At 41.2% G+C, this 18,029-nt stretch carries 20 protein-coding genes; 6 read left to right on the top strand and 14 right to left on the bottom strand.

The genetic code is table 11. The annotated features are described in order from the left end of the window. Positions 1-143: 143 nt before the first annotated feature. From WD019_RS11195 to WD019_RS11160, 8 genes are all read right to left on the bottom strand, one after another. The gene (locus tag WD019_RS11195; RefSeq protein WP_035350702.1) at positions 144-1,928 is read right to left on the bottom strand and encodes an acyl-CoA dehydrogenase family protein; all 1,785 of its coding nucleotides are present in this window, start codon (positions 1,926-1,928) and stop codon (positions 144-146) included. A 23-nt stretch (positions 1,929-1,951) separates the two neighbouring features. Then, positions 1,952-3,130, bottom strand: a complete 1,179-nt coding sequence (locus WD019_RS11190; protein WP_026677839.1) for an acetyl-CoA C-acetyltransferase — start codon at positions 3,128-3,130, stop codon at positions 1,952-1,954. Between the two features lie 25 nt (positions 3,131-3,155). Then, complete coding sequence (locus tag WD019_RS11185) at positions 3,156-5,552, bottom strand: 3-hydroxyacyl-CoA dehydrogenase/enoyl-CoA hydratase family protein (RefSeq protein ID WP_425711530.1); 2,397 nt, start codon at positions 5,550-5,552, stop codon at positions 3,156-3,158. A gap of 201 nt (positions 5,553-5,753) precedes the next feature. Further along, positions 5,754-6,482, bottom strand: coding sequence for a chitin disaccharide deacetylase (chbG, locus tag WD019_RS11180; RefSeq protein WP_026677837.1), 729 nt, complete (start codon positions 6,480-6,482; stop codon positions 5,754-5,756). Positions 6,483-6,574: 92 nt separating this feature from the next. Continuing rightward, complete coding sequence (locus WD019_RS11175; RefSeq protein WP_425711529.1) at positions 6,575-7,927, bottom strand: 6-phospho-beta-glucosidase; 1,353 nt, start codon at positions 7,925-7,927, stop codon at positions 6,575-6,577. Continuing rightward, a complete protein-coding gene (locus WD019_RS11170; RefSeq protein WP_026677835.1) occupies positions 7,924-8,271 on the bottom strand; it encodes a PTS lactose/cellobiose transporter subunit IIA in 348 nt (115 codons plus the stop codon). Before WD019_RS11170 ends, WD019_RS11175 begins: the two co-directional genes overlap by 4 nt. A 13-nt stretch (positions 8,272-8,284) precedes the next feature. Further along, positions 8,285-9,622, bottom strand: coding sequence for a PTS sugar transporter subunit IIC (locus WD019_RS11165; protein WP_026677834.1), 1,338 nt, complete (start codon positions 9,620-9,622; stop codon positions 8,285-8,287). 8 nt (positions 9,623-9,630) lie between these two features. Continuing rightward, entirely contained in the window at positions 9,631-9,936 is a 306-nt protein-coding gene (locus WD019_RS11160; RefSeq protein WP_026677833.1) for a PTS sugar transporter subunit IIB, read from the bottom strand. A 289-nt stretch (positions 9,937-10,225) separates the two neighbouring features. On the opposite strand from WD019_RS11160, the gene WD019_RS11155 reads away from it, so the two are divergent. From WD019_RS11155 to WD019_RS11140, 4 genes are all read left to right on the top strand, one after another. After that, the gene (locus tag WD019_RS11155; protein ID WP_026677832.1) at positions 10,226-10,951 is read left to right on the top strand and encodes a GntR family transcriptional regulator; all 726 of its coding nucleotides are present in this window, start codon (positions 10,226-10,228) and stop codon (positions 10,949-10,951) included. A gap of 37 nt (positions 10,952-10,988) precedes the next feature. Further along, positions 10,989-11,834, top strand: a complete 846-nt coding sequence (locus tag WD019_RS11150; protein WP_026677831.1) for a hypothetical protein — start codon at positions 10,989-10,991, stop codon at positions 11,832-11,834. 95 nt (positions 11,835-11,929) lie between these two features. After that, positions 11,930-12,250: a quaternary ammonium compound efflux SMR transporter SugE gene (gene sugE / locus WD019_RS11145; protein WP_425711528.1), complete on the top strand. Its 321-nt coding sequence runs from the start codon at positions 11,930-11,932 to the stop codon at positions 12,248-12,250. Positions 12,251-12,531: 281 nt separating this feature from the next. Beyond that, on the top strand, positions 12,532-13,914 hold the full coding sequence (locus WD019_RS11140; RefSeq protein WP_425711527.1) for a peptide MFS transporter: 1,383 nt from the start codon (positions 12,532-12,534) through the stop codon (positions 13,912-13,914). 50 nt (positions 13,915-13,964) lie between these two features. On the opposite strand, the gene WD019_RS11135 is transcribed toward WD019_RS11140, so the two are convergent. The 5 genes from WD019_RS11135 to WD019_RS11115 form a co-directional block, all read right to left on the bottom strand. Next, positions 13,965-14,210 (bottom strand): YusU family protein, encoded by a 246-nt coding sequence (locus tag WD019_RS11135; RefSeq protein ID WP_407636394.1) that lies wholly within the window; start codon positions 14,208-14,210, stop codon positions 13,965-13,967. A 105-nt stretch (positions 14,211-14,315) separates the two neighbouring features. Continuing rightward, positions 14,316-14,930: a TetR/AcrR family transcriptional regulator gene (locus WD019_RS11130; protein WP_051291459.1), complete on the bottom strand. Its 615-nt coding sequence runs from the start codon at positions 14,928-14,930 to the stop codon at positions 14,316-14,318. A gap of 151 nt (positions 14,931-15,081) precedes the next feature. Further along, positions 15,082-16,041 (bottom strand): mannose-6-phosphate isomerase, class I, encoded by a 960-nt coding sequence (gene manA, locus WD019_RS11125; RefSeq protein WP_425711526.1) that lies wholly within the window; start codon positions 16,039-16,041, stop codon positions 15,082-15,084. 183 nt (positions 16,042-16,224) lie between these two features. Continuing rightward, positions 16,225-16,458: a hypothetical protein gene (locus tag WD019_RS11120; RefSeq protein ID WP_026677821.1), complete on the bottom strand. Its 234-nt coding sequence runs from the start codon at positions 16,456-16,458 to the stop codon at positions 16,225-16,227. Between the two features lie 25 nt (positions 16,459-16,483). After that, entirely contained in the window at positions 16,484-16,759 is a 276-nt protein-coding gene (locus tag WD019_RS11115) for a hypothetical protein (RefSeq protein WP_035350745.1), read from the bottom strand. A 73-nt stretch (positions 16,760-16,832) separates the two neighbouring features. On the opposite strand from WD019_RS11115, the gene WD019_RS11110 reads away from it, so the two are divergent. Beyond that, positions 16,833-17,297 carry an Hsp20/alpha crystallin family protein gene (locus tag WD019_RS11110; protein WP_051291458.1) on the top strand — a complete coding sequence of 155 codons (465 nt, stop codon included), beginning with the start codon at positions 16,833-16,835 and terminating at the stop codon, positions 17,295-17,297. Here the strand turns inward: WD019_RS11110 and WD019_RS11105 are convergent. Beyond that, positions 17,294-17,527 (bottom strand): hypothetical protein, encoded by a 234-nt coding sequence (locus WD019_RS11105; protein WP_425711525.1) that lies wholly within the window; start codon positions 17,525-17,527, stop codon positions 17,294-17,296. The genes WD019_RS11110 and WD019_RS11105 overlap by 4 nt on opposite strands. A 118-nt stretch (positions 17,528-17,645) precedes the next feature. Here WD019_RS11105 and WD019_RS11100 point away from each other — a divergent pair, with 118 nt between their 5' ends. Continuing rightward, complete coding sequence (locus tag WD019_RS11100; RefSeq protein WP_425711524.1) at positions 17,646-18,029, top strand: hypothetical protein; 384 nt, start codon at positions 17,646-17,648, stop codon at positions 18,027-18,029.

Below are 18,029 nucleotides of genomic sequence, written 5' to 3'. Positions count from 1 at the left end.
TACTCCAATAGTACCACAAAATAGTCTAACCAAGTATAACGAAATTAAGTCTATTCAGCCTTTTTCAAAAAAAAGACCCCATCTATGTATGGGGCGAAATAGAGAGAGAATAAATTTGAAGGTAAGGCATTATTAAATTTCAATCACACGATATAACGTTCTTCTTCAAGAAGCTTTGCCGCAATTTCACGTTTCTTCTTAATGACATTAATTGGAGTATGACGCGTTAATTTTTTCAACGCGGATAACATCATGCGAAGTGTATCCCCTTCTTCCACTGCAATGATAGATTCACGGGCATGGGCTTCAATACGGTTAAATGCTTCTTGACAGAACACTTCTGTATAAAGCTGCTTTTGCCGATTTTTTTCAAGTCCACTTTTTTGTACAGCCTTTTGTGTACGTAATACAGTAGATTCCATCGCATAAATTTCGCTCACGATATCAGCGATATTGGCGAGAACTTCTTGTTCTTGTTCTAATTGTGGTCCGTATTTCTGGACGGCAAGACCTGAAACCATTAAAAAGATCTTTTTCGCCATGCTGACAAGATATTTTTCTTGTTCAAGCGGCTCTGTGCCAACTTCTTGTGGCATAAGCATCATCAGCTCATTTTGCAGTGACATCGCTTTTTCCATTAGTGGAAGCTCATTTTTCATCGCTTTTTTTACAAGCGTACCCGGAACGAGCAACCGATTGATTTCATTCGTCCCTTCGAAAATTCGGTTAATCCGCGAATCACGGTACATCCCTTCAATTGCGTATTCAGTCATAAAGCCATATCCGCCGTGAATTTGCACTCCTTCATCCACCACATAATCAAGAACTTCGGATGCAAAAAATTTATTTAATGAACATTCAATGGCATATTCAGCGATCGCTTTAGCAATTTCTTTTCCGTCTTTTTGCGCCTCTTCACTTAAGCTGCCAAGACGTCTGTCAAACAAGCCGACCGTCCGGTAAACAGAGCTTTCAGCGGCATAAGTTTGCACACCCATGTTCGCGATCTTTTCCTGAATTAAGCTGAACGAACTGATCGGGCGTTTAAATTGTTTCCGTTCATTCGCATATTTAATCGACACTTCCATTGCGGATTTTGCCGCACCGACAGCCCCGATCGCCAGCTTATAGCGGCCAATATTCAAAATGTTAAAGGCTATGACATGGCCCCTTCCTTCTTCGCCAAGGAGGTTTTCTTTTGGAACAGGAACGTCCTCTAAAATTAACGTGCGCGTAGAAGAACTTTTAATTCCCATTTTTTTCTCTTCCGGACCGGTTGATACACCCGGGAAATCCCGTTCAACGATAAACGCTGAAAACTTTTCACCGTCAATTTTAGCGTAAACGATGAAAACATCGGCAAAAGCGGAGTTAGTGATCCATTGCTTTTCACCATTTAAAATGTAGTGAGTGCCTTCAGCATTCAATTTAGCTGTTGTTTTAGCCCCTAAAGCATCTGATCCTGACCCCGGCTCAGTTAATGCATATGCCGCGATTTTCTCGCCTGTCGCAAGTGCGGGTAAATATTTTTTCTTTTGCTCCTCGTTTCCGAATAAGACAATTGGAAGGGAACCGATCCCGACATGTGCTCCGTAGCTGATAGAAAAGCCGCGGCCTGGCGCAAATTTCTCAGTCACAATGGAAGATGACACTTTGTCAAGCCCAAGACCGCCATATTCTTCCGGAACATCAATGCTTAAAAGGCCAAGTTCTCCCGCCTTGCTTAAAAGCTTGCGGGAAACATCGAATTCATGATTTTCCATCTTCTCAATATTCGGCATGACATCTTTTGTAATAAATTCTTCGGTCGTTTTGGCAAACATCAGATGTTCATCAGAAAACTCTTCAGGAGTAAAAACATCTTCAGGTAAAATATCTTCTACTAAAAACCCTCCGCCTTTTAATACTCTTTCCATCGTATCAGACATAATAAATCCCTCCATGTATACCATTAATGAATGAGTTCAAACACACCGGCTGCACCCATGCCGCCGCCAATACACATCGTAACAACGCCAAACTGCTCATTTCTCCGTTTCATTTCATGCATCAACGTAAGCGTAAGTTTAGCTCCTGAACAACCGAGCGGATGGCCAAGGGCTATCGCTCCTCCATTGACATTCACTTTCTCTTCCGGAATCCCGAGCTCACGAATAACTTGAACGGCTTGCGAAGCGAAGGCTTCATTTAGCTCGAATAAACCGATGTCGGATAATTCTAGTCCGGCGAGCTTCAACGCTTTTGGAATCGCTGCGACTGGGCCAACTCCCATAATTTCCGGCGCTACTCCCGCTACGGCAAAACTATGGAATTTCAAAATCGGAGTCAGGCCTTCCGCTTCCGCTTTTTCACGATTCATTAAAAGGACGGTTGCTGCACCATCACTCGTTTGCGAAGCGTTCCCTGCCGTCACTGTTCCCTTCGGTGAGAAAACAGGGCGGAGCTTTGCCAGCACTTCCATTGACGTATCCGGACGGACCCCTTCATCTTGAGAAACAGTAACTGCTCTTTCTTGAATTTTATTGTTTTCATCAAGCCATCGTTTCGTAACGGTTACAGGGACGATTTCCTCGTTGAACTTCCCTTCTTTGATCGCTTTAGCGGCATTTTGATGGCTTCTTACCGCAAACGCATCCTGGTCTTCGCGGGAGACGCCAAAGCGCCTTGCGACTTCCTCTGCTGTATAGCCCATTCCCATATAATATTCGGGAACGGTTTCAACAAGCGTTGGATTCGGTTTTACGACATGCCCTTCCATAGGCAGTAAACTCATCGACTCTGCCCCTCCGGCTAAAACGGCTTCAGCGTGTCCGAGCATTATTTTTTCCGCTCCATAGGCGATCGATTGAAGCCCTGAGGAACAAAATCGGTTAATCGTAATTGCCGGAATCGTATTTGGCAGTCCTGCTCTTGCTCCGATTAAACGAGCCATATTCATTCCTTGTTCCGCTTCCGGGATGGCGCACCCGACAATTAAATCATCAATCGGCCCGTCATATCCTCCTGCTCGTTTTAACGTTTCTTTTACTGTAATTGCCGCAAGTTCATCCGAACGCATATTGGCGAATGAACCTTTCTTTGCTTTTCCAACAGGCGTCCGGGCCCCTGCCACAATGACTGCTTCTTGCATCATTTTCTTCCCTCCCTTGAAACTTTTAATTGCGCAACGGTTTTCCTTTTAAAAGCATATGCTGCATTCTCGCCTGGCTCTTCGGTTCGCCCGCAAGGCTTAAAAACGCCTCCCGCTCAAGATCCAGCAAGTATTGTTCATCGACGAGCGTGCCTTCAGGAACATTGCCGCCGCTTATGACATATGCGAGTTTTTTCGCGATTTTCAAATCATGGTCGGAAATAAAGCCGCCCCATCTCATCGTTTGAGCGCCAAGCACCATCGTCGCGTATCCAGCTTCTCCGACAACCGGAATCTTTTTCTTTTTCGGTGGAGTATATCCCAGTTTGCTTAAAGCAAGAACCCGGTTTTTCGCATCATAAAGGAGATGGTCACCGTTCACTGAAATGCCATCTTGAGGCCGCAAGAAACCAAGTTTTCGTGCTTCCTGAGCCGATGTCGATACTTTTGCCATCGCAATCGTTTCAAACACTTGATTGGCAATCGCCTGCAAATCGATTTTCGCCCCTTCAGGCACTCTTTCAATTTGCCTCAAGTACAACTCCTTGTTGCCTCCCCCGCCGGGAATTAAACCGACACCGCATTCAACCAGACCCATATATGTCTCCGCGCTCATTTGCAAGCTGTCGGCCGGAAGCGAAATTTCAACACCGCCGCCGAGCGTCATTCCGAAATTAGCTGCGACGACAGGTTTTTTGCAATAGCGAATACTTCCCATCGCCTGTTGGAATTGGCGAACCATCATATCTAATTCAAAGAAGTTTTCATCCTGTGCTTCCATTAAAATGAGCATGAGGTTTGCCCCGACACAGAAGTTTTTTCCCTGGTTTCCAATGACAAGCCCTTCATAATTTTTTTCCACTTCTTCGAGCGCTTGCTGAAGCATCATAATGACATCAGGCCCAAGTGCGTTGTTCGGTGACGTAAATTCAAGAAGCGCCACCCCATCCCCCATGTCGATCAGGCTAGCCCCATTATTCTTTTTGATCACATTTCCTTTTTCTTTTAATCGTTTAATATGAATAACTTTCGGATTTTCAGTTAATGGCTGATAGCTTCCATGGTGGTAATAGGAAACTTCGGCATTATCCGTCTTATAAAACGTAGTGTGGCCGCTTGCAAGCATCTCCTCAATCCAGCCCGGTACAGACTCGCCTTCCTCTTTCATCCGGGTTATGGATTCTTGAACGCCGATCGCATCCCAAATTTCGAATGGTCCATGCTCCCAGCCGAATCCCCATTTCATTGCCTGGTCAATCGCGACAATAGAATCCGCGATTTCATAACATTTTTCCGCCGAATAGATAAGCACCGGCTTAATGATTCCCCAGAGCAACTCGCCGGCGCGGTCTTTGCCAAATAAAAGCGTTTTCACTTTTTGATCGGTCGACTTCAATTGTTTAGCCGCCTCAACCGTCGCCGTTTTTAATTTTTGCCTTTCCTTATATTCAAGCGTTGTTGGATCAAGCTCTAAAATCGTGCTTCCATCTTTTGTTTTTTGTTTTAAATAAAAGCCCTGGCCTGATTTGCTGCCGATCCATCCTTTTTCCACCATTTTGTTCAAAAATGGCGGTACATCGAATACTTCTTTTTCCTTTCCTTCCACCTGGTCATAGACGTTTCGAGCAACGTGCAGGAATGTATCAAGCCCGACAACATCAAGCGTTCTAAATGTTGCGCTTTTGGGACGTCCGATTAACGGCCCTGTAACGGAATCCACTTCACCGACACTATAGCCTTGTTTCATCATTTCCTGGACGGTGACCATGAGTCCGTATGTCCCGATTCGATTGGCAATGAAGTTCGGTGTATCTTTTGCCAGTACAACACCTTTACCAAGCACGTCTTCGCCAAACGTTTTCATAAACTGTACAATTTCCGGTTTTGTCGCTTTTGTTGGTATAATTTCGAGTAATTTTAAATATCGTGGTGGGTTAAAAAAATGTGTGCCTAAAAAATGTGCACGAAAGTCGTCCGAACGCCCCTCAGCCATTGCTTCAATCGAAATTCCAGAGGTGTTGGAGCTAACAATGGAGCCTTTTCTACGATGCTGATCGACTTGTTCAAATATTTTCTTCTTAATATCCAATCGTTCTACGACAACTTCAATAATCCAGTCAACATCCGCAAGTTTTTTCATATCATCGGTAAAATTCCCAACCGAAATTAAATCCAAATTTTCCTTCACTGCAAGCGGTGCCGGCTTTTGCTTCAATAAACGCTGTTTTGCTTCCAGTGTTAATTTGTTCCGAAAACGCGGATCGTCCTTCGTTAATCCCTTTGCTTTTTCTGCTTCCGTCAATTCAGCAGGTACCATGTCCAAGAGCAGTGTTGGAATCCCGCTATTTGCCAGATGGGCTGCAATTCCGGAGCCCATCACACCTGAGCCAAGAACCGCCACTTTTTCAATGGAGTTCGCCATCCTTCATCCTCCTTTACTTGAATGAATACTCATTCATTTCCTGACAATGGGTTAATCGTATAAATTTGAAATTTATACGATTAAAAGCGTTTACAATTCATACTGACCAAATTTCAAATTCGGTTCTACTCTTACTATAATCCTTATTCTGAATTTTGGCAACTGATTAAATTATTATTTTTTCAGAAATTAAATAAACGCCTAGACGAGGCGTTTATTTAATGATTGTACCAGGTTAATCGTTTCCGGAAGTTTTGTATTCATTAATATTTCAGTTTCGTTTAAGCGGGCAATATTATAGGAAGAACTGCTCATTAGTTCCACGTCTATATAGGCAGGATGGCACATCACTTCAACCGTTTTTCCATCCTCTACCCTTTCTGACAAATGTTCAAAATAATCCCCGGCAATTGTTTCGCCGTAAAAATCATGAAAAAACACATCAGTAAACGACGGAATCCCTTCTAATTCTTCATTACATTTCCTTACCGGCAACTGATATTTCTCGGAAAGCTTTTGGACGACGGGATAAAATTCTCTGATCCCATGCATATGATGGTGACTATCAAAATGAGTTGGTTTTAATCCTGAGGATAAAAACACTTCAATTTGCGCCGACCATTCCCGTTCAAGCTCATCAAGATCCACATCTTTATGTTGTAAAATATGGGCCTGCTTTTTAAAATTCCCTTCCTCGTCTACTAAACTCGGAACATTGGTTGACAACGGCTTTCCCGCCGTTAAGACTAGATGGATGCCAATCTGTAAAGAAGGGTTTTCTTTCGCTAATTCGATGGCGTGTTCGGTTCCGGCTGCGTTCATCATCATTGTTGCCGAATTAACAATGCCATTTTGATGACAATCAAGTATCCCGTAATTCACTCCTCTTGAAAATCCAAAATCATCTGCATTGACAATGAGATGAATCATCAAATTCCTCCTCTTCAAGCAGGTTAAAAACAAAACGAACCCAGCCGGAAAATCATATGTTTCGATTGGGTCCGAAAACGTTGTAACTAGATTCAGTTGAAAGCCGAAGTCTCCTTTTTCACTTCATAGCTTTTAAAAAACTGCGGCAAATACTCTTTATGGGCTTCCAGCATTTCATCCAAAATCATTTTACCGACCCGGTCACTTGGAACGAGCGGATTGATCGTCATAGCCAGAAGTGCTGTGTCATAATCGCCGGTTACGGCCGCTTCGATGGTGACGCGCTCAAATGATTTAATTTGCTGAACGAGACCGCGGACGGCTACCGGTAAATCTCCGAATGCCAGCGGTTTTGGACCATCTTTCGTAATGACACAGCTAATTTCAACGGCGGAATCATTCGGAATGCTGGCAATTGCTCCGTTATTCATCGTATTGACCGCCTGAATGTCCCGTTTATCAGTATACATTGAATGAATTAACCGAACAGCCGCGTCGCTATAGTAGGCGCCACCGCGTTTTTCAAGCTGTGGAGGTTTAATGGCTAATTTCGGATCTTTATATAATTCGAATAAATCATGCTCCAACTGCTTCACTACTTCCGCACGGGTGCCGCCTTCTTTAAAGGTTTTTAACTCTTCTTCAAGCATATCCCCTGTTTTGTAATAATAGTTATGATATGGACATGGAAACAAATTCAAAGCTTTTAAAAATTCAGGTTCCCATCCCATCGCGTGAATATTGTTCATCGTGATAGAGTTGTCGGGATCCGTAATCAATTGAATCACTTTGTCTTTCACACTTACTCCGTCAACAAATACATCTAATCCGTAAACCATATGATTCAGTCCGGCAAAATCAATTCGGACTCTCTCATGATCAACATTTAAAAGATGAGCCACACCCATTTCCATGCCGATTGGCACATTGCATAACCCTACGACTCTCTTAATGTTGCTATAACGAAGAACTGCTTCTGTAATCATTCCTGCCGGATTCGTAAAATTGATGAGCCATGCATCCGGGCACAACTCTTCCATTTCGCGGCAAATGTCAAGGATGACCGGAATCGTTCGTAAGGCTTTAAATAACCCGCCCGGGCCATTCGTTTCCTGGCCTAGAACACCATACTTTAATGGGATTCTCTCGTCTTTTGCTCTCGCTTCTAAGAGCCCTACCCTTAGCTGGGTTGTTACATAATCGGCATCTTTTAACGCCGCTTTCCGATCGAGCGTTAAATGAATATCGATAGGAACTCCTGCCTTTTCGACCATCCGTTTCGCAAGATTGCCGACAATTTCTAATTTTTCTTTCCCTTCCTCAATATCTACTAACCAAATTTCACTGACAGGCAGCTCTTTATGATAGTTAATAAACCCTTCAATAAGCTCTGGTGTATAACTTGATCCTCCGCCAATTGTAGCAATTTTCAACCCTTTTTTCATTTCAATGTCTCCTCTTTGACACCAGGTAGAACAGCTATTTCCTGACGCAATTCAATGATTTCAACAGCCATGTCTTTTAACGTTATTGCAGTCATTAAATGATCCTGGGCGTGAACCAGTATAATCGGGATGTCATATTTGTCTCCTGCTGCTTCACTTTGAATCAACTTTGTTTGCATTTTATGCGCCTGTAAAAGTGCTTCTTCTGATTCTTTAATTTTGCTTTTGGCTAGTTCAAATTCTTTATTCCTTGCTTTTCGCATCGCTTCCATTGCATAGCTTCTTGCATTCCCGCTATGGAGCACGAGTTGAAAAGAGATTTCATATAATTCTTCTTTCGTCATTGCTGTCACACCTTTATGAAATATTTACTGTATTCTCCTGTTGCTCTTTTAACACTTCATTTAATTTCTTTTGGTCCATACGCTCCTGAATCATGACAAATGGGAAATATGCTACAATACAAATCGCAAAGTTCACTGCTGCCATAATGGCACCGGAAATGTGTCCTCCTGTAGCCAGATAACCGCCGATAATCGGAGGTGTTACCCATGGAACATTGGCGACAACCGGGTAGACCCATCCCCAGGCTGTAGCTAAATAGGCCGTTACTGTCATAATGGCAGGAGTAATAACGAAAGGAATGATCCAAATCGGATTTAATACGATCGGCATCCCGAATATGACTGGTTCATTGATTTGGAATAGAGCCGGCGGCATGCCGAGCGCTACCATTTGCTTTCGCTTTTTCGAGGCAATTAATAAGCCAATTAAAAGGCCGATGGTTGCTCCAGACCCTCCAAGGTTGACATAAACATCCAAAAACGGGCCTGCTAAAATATGATATTGATCTAAGTCAGTAACCCCTTTTGCAAAAAGGTCGATGTTGGCATTTCCTAAATTCGTTAAGAGCGGTCCGGTTATACCGGCAACGATATTGCTTCCATGTAATCCTAATGCCCAGAAAAATTGGATGATTGTTGTAATTAATACGGCAAATCCTAATGAATCGGCTGCGCCTGTCAACGGAGTAACCAATACTTTATTGAGCCAGTCGTTAAAATATTCACCGCCTGTTGCATGACGGAAAAGCAATCCAATAAGCCCGATAAGAAAAATGGTAATCATCCCCGGAAACAAGCGGGCAAATGAACGCGAAACTGCCGGAGGTACGCCTTCTGGCAAGCGAATGACTAAATACTTTACTTTTGCCAGACGGACAAATATTTCTGTTGCAATAATTGAAACAACGATTCCGGTAAATAAAGCGGTTGAATTCGTATACGAAACACCGAGCAATCCCCATACCCCGTCTTTTACCCCTTCAATTTTCGCCGTTTGAGGCACTAAAACAAAATACGAAGCAAGAGCGACAAGCATTGCCTCAAATCCATCATCCCCGTAAGATTTTGCTAATTTATAAGCAATCCCGACAACAAGAAATACGGTCATAAAGGCAAATGTTCCCCACCAGATGTCTCCGCCAAGTGTTTTATACGTTTTGCCGAAAAGGCTAATCATCAGTTTGTCATACCCGGGAATAGCGCCGCCCAGGTTATTAATAAGGACGGCAAACGAACCGATCATTGTAATGGCGAGCATACCGATTAGCGCATCACGAATGGCCAGTAAATGACGTTGATTTCCAATTTTCGCAGCAGCCGGCATGATTTTCCGTTCAATAAAATTCATCATTTTCTAAATCACCTCTTCATCAGGTTCAGTGCTTGCCCCAGAACATCTTCCCCTTTGCACAAGCCATATGCCATCGAATCAATGACTGCAACAGGAATTCCGACCTCTTTCGTCGCTTTTTCCATGTCACTTAACATGTAACGGACTTGTGGTCCAAGAAGCAAAACATCCGCTTTTTTCAATTCCTCATGAACTTCCGTAGAAGAAACCGCCCAGATCGTGGCATCTACACCCTTTTCTTTTGCTGCTTTCTCCATTTTTGTTACCAATAAGCTTGTTGACATTCCTGCTGAACAACACAATAAAATATTCATGTTAAAAGCCCTCCATAATTTTAGTGATGTTTGTTTAAATTGAGAATTTTCAGAATTTAAAAGCCGGAGTTGTAGTGTCGTCTTTTTAGTATTTCCTACCTGTCAGAAATACACCTCCTCATGAAATGAAAGCGATTTCCTTTCTTAATACATATTGTAATTACAAATTACAATAAATGCAATACAAATTTTTATTTGTTATGATGAATTTTCTCACCCAAAAGATGGTTCAATTTATCACTTTATGCTATAACACTTATATACAGATAGATTATGGGAGGCTTTTGTAATGGAGATATCCAGGGAAGGAAATGCTCTTCATCTAAAAGTAAAAGAGTCCATCATCCAGCTCATCAAATCAGGTGAATATAAACCAAATACGCAGCTCCCTACTGAAGCTGAGTTTTGCAAGAAATACAATGTTAGCCGTACGACGGTGAGAACAGCCCTTCAGCAATTGGCGGTCGAAGGATACGTATATCGGAAACAAGGAAAAGGAACATTTGTCTCGAACAATAAAGTAAAACAAATCTTAACAACAACCGTGGAACAGTTCTCTGAACAAGTGGCGATGCAAGGGAAAAAACCTGCGATTAAAGTGTTAAGCCTTGAAGTCATCCAGGCCGATCCTTTCCTCGCAGAAGCCTTTGACATAAATGAAAACGATCCCGTTAATAAACTTGTGCGAATTCGTTATGTTAATGAAGAACCTCTTCAATATGAAATCGCCTTCCTGCCATGGAATAAAACACCGGGATTAAATAAAGAGGCTTGTGAAACATCATTATATAAATTTTTAGAAAGCCATTTTCATTTAAAAGTAAAAAAAACGGTGGAACATCTTGACCTCATTCTTGCTGATCAGACGATTTCAAATCAATTAAATATCGACGTCGGCTCACCATGCTTTTCTCTTGAAACACACGCTTATCTTGAAGATGGGACGGCAATTGAATACTCAAAAACGATATATCGCGGTGACTTAGTAAACTTCGTAATTGAACGGAATTATTGAATGATAGTAAGACAAATCTTCTTAGGGAGTGAAGAAGTTGACGCAAAAGCTTGCTATTGTCATTGTCCATGGAATCGGGAACCAGGATGAATCATTTGCCGATGATTTCATTGCAGCCTTAACTCAATCATTTGAGAATAAAGTCAATACACCATCTCAATTAGTGATCGAGCCGATGTTTTGGGGAAGTGTTTTTCAAAAGAAGGAGATCGAGCTCTGGCAACATGTTCAAAAAGGCGGAAAATTAGACTTTACTTTACTAAGAAGATTTGTGATTGACTTTTTCGGAGATGCGATTGCTTATCAGCCAGCTTTTTCGCAAAATCCGAATTACGATAAAGTCCATGAAGTATACGCCCGTACCCTTCGTTCGCTATCAGAGCGGGCGGGCGGGAAAGCTCCATTAATTGTTATCGCTCATAGCTTAGGGGCGGTTATTTCCAGCAATTACTTTTATGATTTGCAATTTATTCCTGATCGTATCTCATCTTCCGTCCTCAAAACTATAAAGGATACTCCTTTAGAAAAGGGAGAAACATTAACTTCATTTTTTTCATTAGGCTGCCCTCTTGCACTTTGGAGTCTTCGCTACGCCAGTTTTGACCGTCCGATCGCTGTTCCCGATCCGAGGCTTTCTGGCCATTTTTCGGACTTAAAAGGAGAATGGATCAACTGTTATGACAAAGACGATGTTGTCGCCTTCCCTTTAAAAACATTAAATATAGCGTATGAACAGGCCGTTTCGGAGGATATTGAAATAAATAGCGGCAGTTTTCTTGCCAGCTGGAGCCCGATGAGCCATCTTTATTATTTAAAAAATAAATCATTAACCCATATGATTGCAGAAAAACTCGCATCGATTTGGAAAACGGTTAACAGGTGACAATGGAGTCACTTGTTTTTTGCTTCTAAATGAAGGCATTTAAATATCGGGAAAGAAGAATACTAAAGGATGAGAAAGCTAGAAGGAGGTTTATAATGGCCTGGGTATTCTTAATTATTGCCGGAATTTTTGAATGTGTCTGGGCAGTAAGTTTGAAATATACGCACGGTTTTACACGTCTTATGCCGAGCCTCATTACGATTGTCGGTATGATCATCAGCTTTTATTTTTTATCTCAATCGTTAAAATCATTGCCAATCGGAACGGCGTATGCCATTTGGACTGGAATTGGCGCAATCGGAACGGTCATTGTAGGCATGGTCGCTTTAGGTGAGCCGCACAATTTATTGCGGATTCTCTTCCTTTTGTTAATTATTGGGGGAATCATAGGATTAAAAGTCACTTCCGCCCCTTAAACAAACAGGCGACGGCTTGTTTGTTTTCTTTTTAACTTGACAACCAAGTATCTATCTTACAAAGTCATTCTCAATTGATTTAACTTTCAATGATGTAACCGCTTTACTAGTTTTCGCAATATTAAATTTTATCGACTGAAACTATTGATTTTACGCTATTTTTCAAAGCACTCAACGAGCAATTAGTTGGTATTCCCAAATAATTCTATTGACTCCTAAATATTTAGTAAATTAAAATATATTTAACAACAGAAAAAGTTAAATAGTAGGAGGTTTAAATAATGGGTGCAGCATTAGCGCAGCAACAAGTGAACCCATCAACACAAAAAAAGCAAAAACATCCACCTGGATTATATTTATTGTTTTTTACGGAGCTATGGGAACGCTTTAGTTATTATGGGATGAGAGCCATACTTGTCCTATACTTAACAAAATCATTTATTAATGGTGGTTTAGGTTTTAGTGATAGTGCCGCAGTTTATATTTATGGCTTTTTCACAGGTGCCGTTTATTTCACTCCTTTAATTGGCGGTTTTTTATCTGACCGTTTCTTAGGCAGGAGGCTAGCCATTACCCTTGGCGGTATAACGATGGCGATCGGCAACCTTGCTTTATTTATGGGACAAAGTAAACTAAATTTATATATAGGCTTAGCGTTATTAATCATTGGTAACGGTTTCTTTAAACCAAACATTTCAACATTGGTTGGAGAACTATATGATGTAAATGACAAACGGAAAGATGCTGCTTTTACCATCTTCTATATGGGGATCAACATCGGAGCTTTCTTTTCACCTCTTGTTGTCGGTTATTTTACAGATGACCTCTTTAAAACAACAGTCAATGGAGTCGAACATTTTGGCTACAAGTTTGGATTCTTAGCAGCTGCGATTGGAATGATTGTAGGACAATTGCTATTTAACCTCCTAGGTAACAAATATCTCGGAGATATTGGTAAAAAACCTGTTGGAAAACCGGTTAAAAATGAAGCAGGTGTCAAAACTAAAACACCTTTAACAAAAAAAGAAAAACAGAGAGTTGCAGTTATTTTCATTATTACATGTTTCGTTGTATTCTTTATGGCTGGGTTTGAACAGGCCGGAAGTTCACTAACTTTATATACGGACAAGTTTATAGACCGTAACGTATTTGACTGGACTGTTCCAACATCCTGGTTCCAATCATTAAATCCTTTGTTCATAGTTATTTTAGCGCCTATTCTTTCTGCATTGTGGGTTAAACTTTCAAATACCAAAAGAGGCGATTTAGCGATCCCGACAAAAATGGGAGTAGGTTTAATTCTTCTAGGTGCAGGATTTATGGTATTAGTTCCAGCATTATTACAAACTAGTGGTAATTCTCATGCCAAAGCAAACATGATATTTATGGTGTTGACTTATTTCTTGCACACTCTTGGTGAATTATGCGTACAGCCTGTCGGTTTATCTGCAGTAAGTAAACTTGCACCTATTAAAATGGCCTCCTTATTAATGGGAGTATGGCTTGCCGGATCAGGTGTTGCGAATATTCTTGGTGGACAATTAGCTGCTTTCACATCACAACTTGGGTATTTCCAAGTATTTATGTTAATTGGTTCAGTTATTATTGCTTTAGGATTAATTCTACTCTTAATTTCAAAAAAACTTGTCAAAATGATGGAATAGCGGACAAGCCTTCAAAGGCCGGGAAAATAACTCCCGGCCTTTTCTTATGACTATTTTTGTTGATTTCGATGTGCGTCGTTTAACTGCTTTATTTCCCGGATCAGCCCCATCATTTCTTCTTTCGCGTCCGGATATTTTTCATTCCAATGCTTGACAAGAGCGGGCATCGTTTTTGACATGTACGTGTACAGTGCCCATTTTTCCACTTTTGCCTTCAGCTCTGGCGTACTTTCCCCGAGTAAAAGCTCTGTAAATTTCTCTATCAATCCATCAAATTGCTCATCCAATTCATTCACATTCATCTCTCCCTACTTTTTAGCCATTGTAGCTTCACGGCTGGCGAAAATTGTTACATTAAGATATTTGTTCGATCGGTTCTACTTGCACTTTCATCATCTTTCTTAAGATCGGGCCAAATACAAAAACATCATTTCTTCCGTTTCTTTAAACAGATGTTTATAGTCATAGTCGTCGCCAATTACGGAATAATGCGTGCATAAGCCGTCAATGAACGCCCAAAAAAGACTTGCTATCCTTTTTGAATCTAACGCTTTGCGAAATTCCCCATTCTTCTGGCCTTCGTCAATAATAGAAGCTAAAAAGCTCTGGTATTGATTTTTGTATCTATTCATCATGATTTCCCTTAAATGGCCAGCTCGCGCTGAATTGATCCAAAATTCCATATGGACCTGGATAACCTCTTGCCACTTTTTATTTAAAGTCGCTTCCCTGTAAATCCGAAATAATTCGCGGATTTTTTCCGATGCCGTTTGCATATTTTCAAACCGCTCGGCTAAAAAAGCGAATGTCCGATTCGTTCGTTCTTCCATTAATGAAAGATACAACTCTTCCTTGCTTTTAAAATAATTATAGATCACCCCTTTGCTTGCTTTCGATTTTGCGACAATATCATCCATTGTCGTAGACTGATACCCTTTTTCGGCGAAACAAGAAAGGGCGCTTTCCATTAAAAGTTCTCTCTTTTTCACTTTATATTCTTCTGAGACTTTAGGCATAAAGGATCCTCCAAAAACCGACTAGTAAATTTATCTTCAATGTAACATGATTTAAAGCTGAAAAAAAGAACCAGACAAAAGCGATGTGCTGCTGGTTCTAAAAGTATCCGCCATTTCGGCTGCTTTATTTTGGCTGTCTTATCCTCATTTGCTAGTTTTCCGTTGGATGGGAAACGATTAACTCCGCTTCACCTGTCAGCCTGTAATTCTTGACCGTTGCCGGTATAATCAAATGATCGCCTTTATGGAATGAAAATGTGCGATCAGCAATTGAAATCGTTCCGCTGCCATTTAAAACGCTGGCGAGTAAATAATCGCAATCAAGCGGCTTTTCAACCGTTCCTTTAAGTGTCCAGTGGTAGACGGTAAAATAGTGTTCCCGAACAAGCAACTTGCTTGATAATCCTTCGAGCTTTTTCTTTTCTTGCTCAATTACAGGATCATGATGGGGGCAGTTTGCCACTTCGATCGAGGCTTTAATATGAAGCTCTCTTTTCTTCCCTTCGCTATCCGTCCGGTCATAATCGTATACTCTGTAAGTAATGTCAGAGCTTTGTTGTGTTTCTAAAATCATGGTACCTTTTCCGATCGCATGGATTGTTCCGCTTGGGACATAAAAAAAGTCACCCGGTTTAATCGAAACCTTGCGAAGAAGCTTGTCCCATTTTCCTTTATCTACAAGTTCCTGAAATTCTTCCTTCGTTTTAGCATGATGGCCATAGATCAATTCAGCGCCGTCTTCACAATCAATAATGTACCAACATTCTGTTTTCCCATAGGGGCTGTTTTCTTTCTGTTGGGCATATTGATCATCAGGATGAACTTGCACGGATAAGTCATTATTTGCATCCAATATTTTTACAAGAAGCGGAAATTCTTCGCTCGTTGGATCGCCGAAAAGTTCTTTATGCTCTTTCCATGCCAAAAGCAGTGATTGGCCTTTTAAAGGACCATTTCTAATAATGCTCGGGCCGTTCGGGTGAGCGGAAATTCCCCAGCATTCTCCTGTTTGGTCAGATGGAATGTTATACTGATATCGGTCACGGAGCTTTGTCCCGCCCCATATTCTCTCTTTAAAAACGGGTTGAAGAAAAATTGGTTCTTGATACATCGGTCTCCCTCACTTTCAACGATAAAACCATTGTACCAGAACAAAATTGCTTCGCAACTTTGTTCAGTGGTTAGAAGTGAGAGGTGAGATAAGTCCGAATCGGGAATAGCATCCACATCGGAGAGAAAAAATTTGCGATACGGTTAAAAATGCCCGGCTCCTTAATAAGAAACCGGGCTTTTTTTAAACTAGGCTGCCTTTTGAAGAAGGATTATCAAGCACATCCATGTCCGCTACATTATTTATCGGGAAATTATAAACGTCTAAGTCGCCGTTTTGTTCGCCGAATCCTTGATTTCGTTTATTGGATTGATAAAAATCAACTTGCTGAATCGGCCCTAAGCTTAGCGTGGCCGATCGGTCCATCGTATTCACTTTGAACCCGAGTATATTGACAACCATTGGCGCAAAATTCATTGTTGTACCCCTCTCTTAACAGAGTCTAAGATGAAGCCGTTTTAAAAGGAGGATCGATAGTAACTGGTTTAGATGTTTGGAAAACTGGATTATCTATCGCGTCCCGATCATCTACATAGCTTCGAGTCGCTATAAAATCTCCTTCATCTCCAAAATTTTGGCCAAAACCTTGCGTTTTCTTATCCGAGTTGCTCCAGTCAGCTAAATAATTCTCCCCGATATTTACTGCTGAAGCATTTTCAAAGGAATTAATTTTAAAAAGAAAAATATTTATGACTATAGAAGGTGAACTCACTATTATCCCCCCTTTTCCCTTACAATATATGTTCACTCCCCATGAATATGTTCCCTAATCGATCTGGAGGTGATTGTTAATGGACGTAGACAAATTGAAGCAATGGCTGGAAATCGCGCAAAAGTTTCAGGGAATGGATTTTTGGAACGGCATATTCGATAAAGACCAATCAAGGAAAATGAACGAATTGGCAAACATCCCCGGGTTTCAAGGAGGAAATAATGCACCTGTCGAATTGCCAAGGGTGGACATTTATAAAAGTCATCGCGAGTTAATTGTCGTCATTGATTTGCCCGGGCTTAATAAAAGTGATGTCCAACTTTCTCTTTCCGGCGACCAATTAATGATTAAAGGATTTGCCCGAACACCTTATCAAGATATTACCTCTATTCAGTCTGAACGATTAAAAGGTTCGTTTGAGCGGATTATACAGCTCCCTGAAACGGTGAATGAAGCGCGGACTGCAGCGAAATTTCAAAATGGCGTGCTTGAAGTCCGCATCTTGCGGGCCCATACATCCCATAAACAAATACGGATCGACTAGTGATGTGATCTTTTTCGATTAATGCAATCGAAAATATCCCTGTCGTCTACAAATGAAATGGGGATATGCACCCGAACACAATCAGCATTTTGTTCGCCAAACCCTTCTGTTTTTTTATTCGTTTGATGAATGCCGGTTGCAGCCGTTTGGCCAACGGAAAACTTGCAGTGCTGGCCAAGAGAATTAATTTTAATGTATGATATGTTCGCCTCTGTAGATCGAAATTTCACCTGTCTCACCTCCTCCCCTTTCGCTTGCCCGCCTTCCACTTCTTACTTCTAGAAAGTTAACTTGTACATATGAATGAAAGTAGGAGCTATGAATCGGAAATGAAATGTGGGGATCCTTATGCTTTTTAAAAGAGTACTCAACCGGTTAATAAAAAATGATTCGAATGTAAAAGAATTAAATAAAAAGATTCAATGGCTCGAAATGCAATTACAAGAAATAAAAGAGATAGAAAAGCCATCTCCAATCGTTATTGAAAAACTGAATGTTGAAAAGATCTGTATTGATAAATATGAATTGAACAATAATTTTGGCGCGCTGGGGATAAAAGAACTCTCCGGTAAACTGAATATTGGCGCCAATTACGGCGAAGGGATGCCGATTCCAAGTGACAAGGGGCTTAAATTAACCGAGAAAAGAGAGGAAAAGGCGAATAAAAAAGAAGAGACACACAAAAAAGGAGAAGGGCCAAGCTATTCAATTAAACCACGAAATTCAACATAA

This window comes from Fictibacillus sp. Mic-4 (assembly GCF_049843615.1).
GTDB lineage: Bacteria > Bacillota > Bacilli > Bacillales > Fictibacillaceae > Fictibacillus_A > Fictibacillus_A gelatini.
Note: the sequence above shows the minus strand (reverse complement) of the source record. Positions and strands in the feature narration are given on the sequence as shown.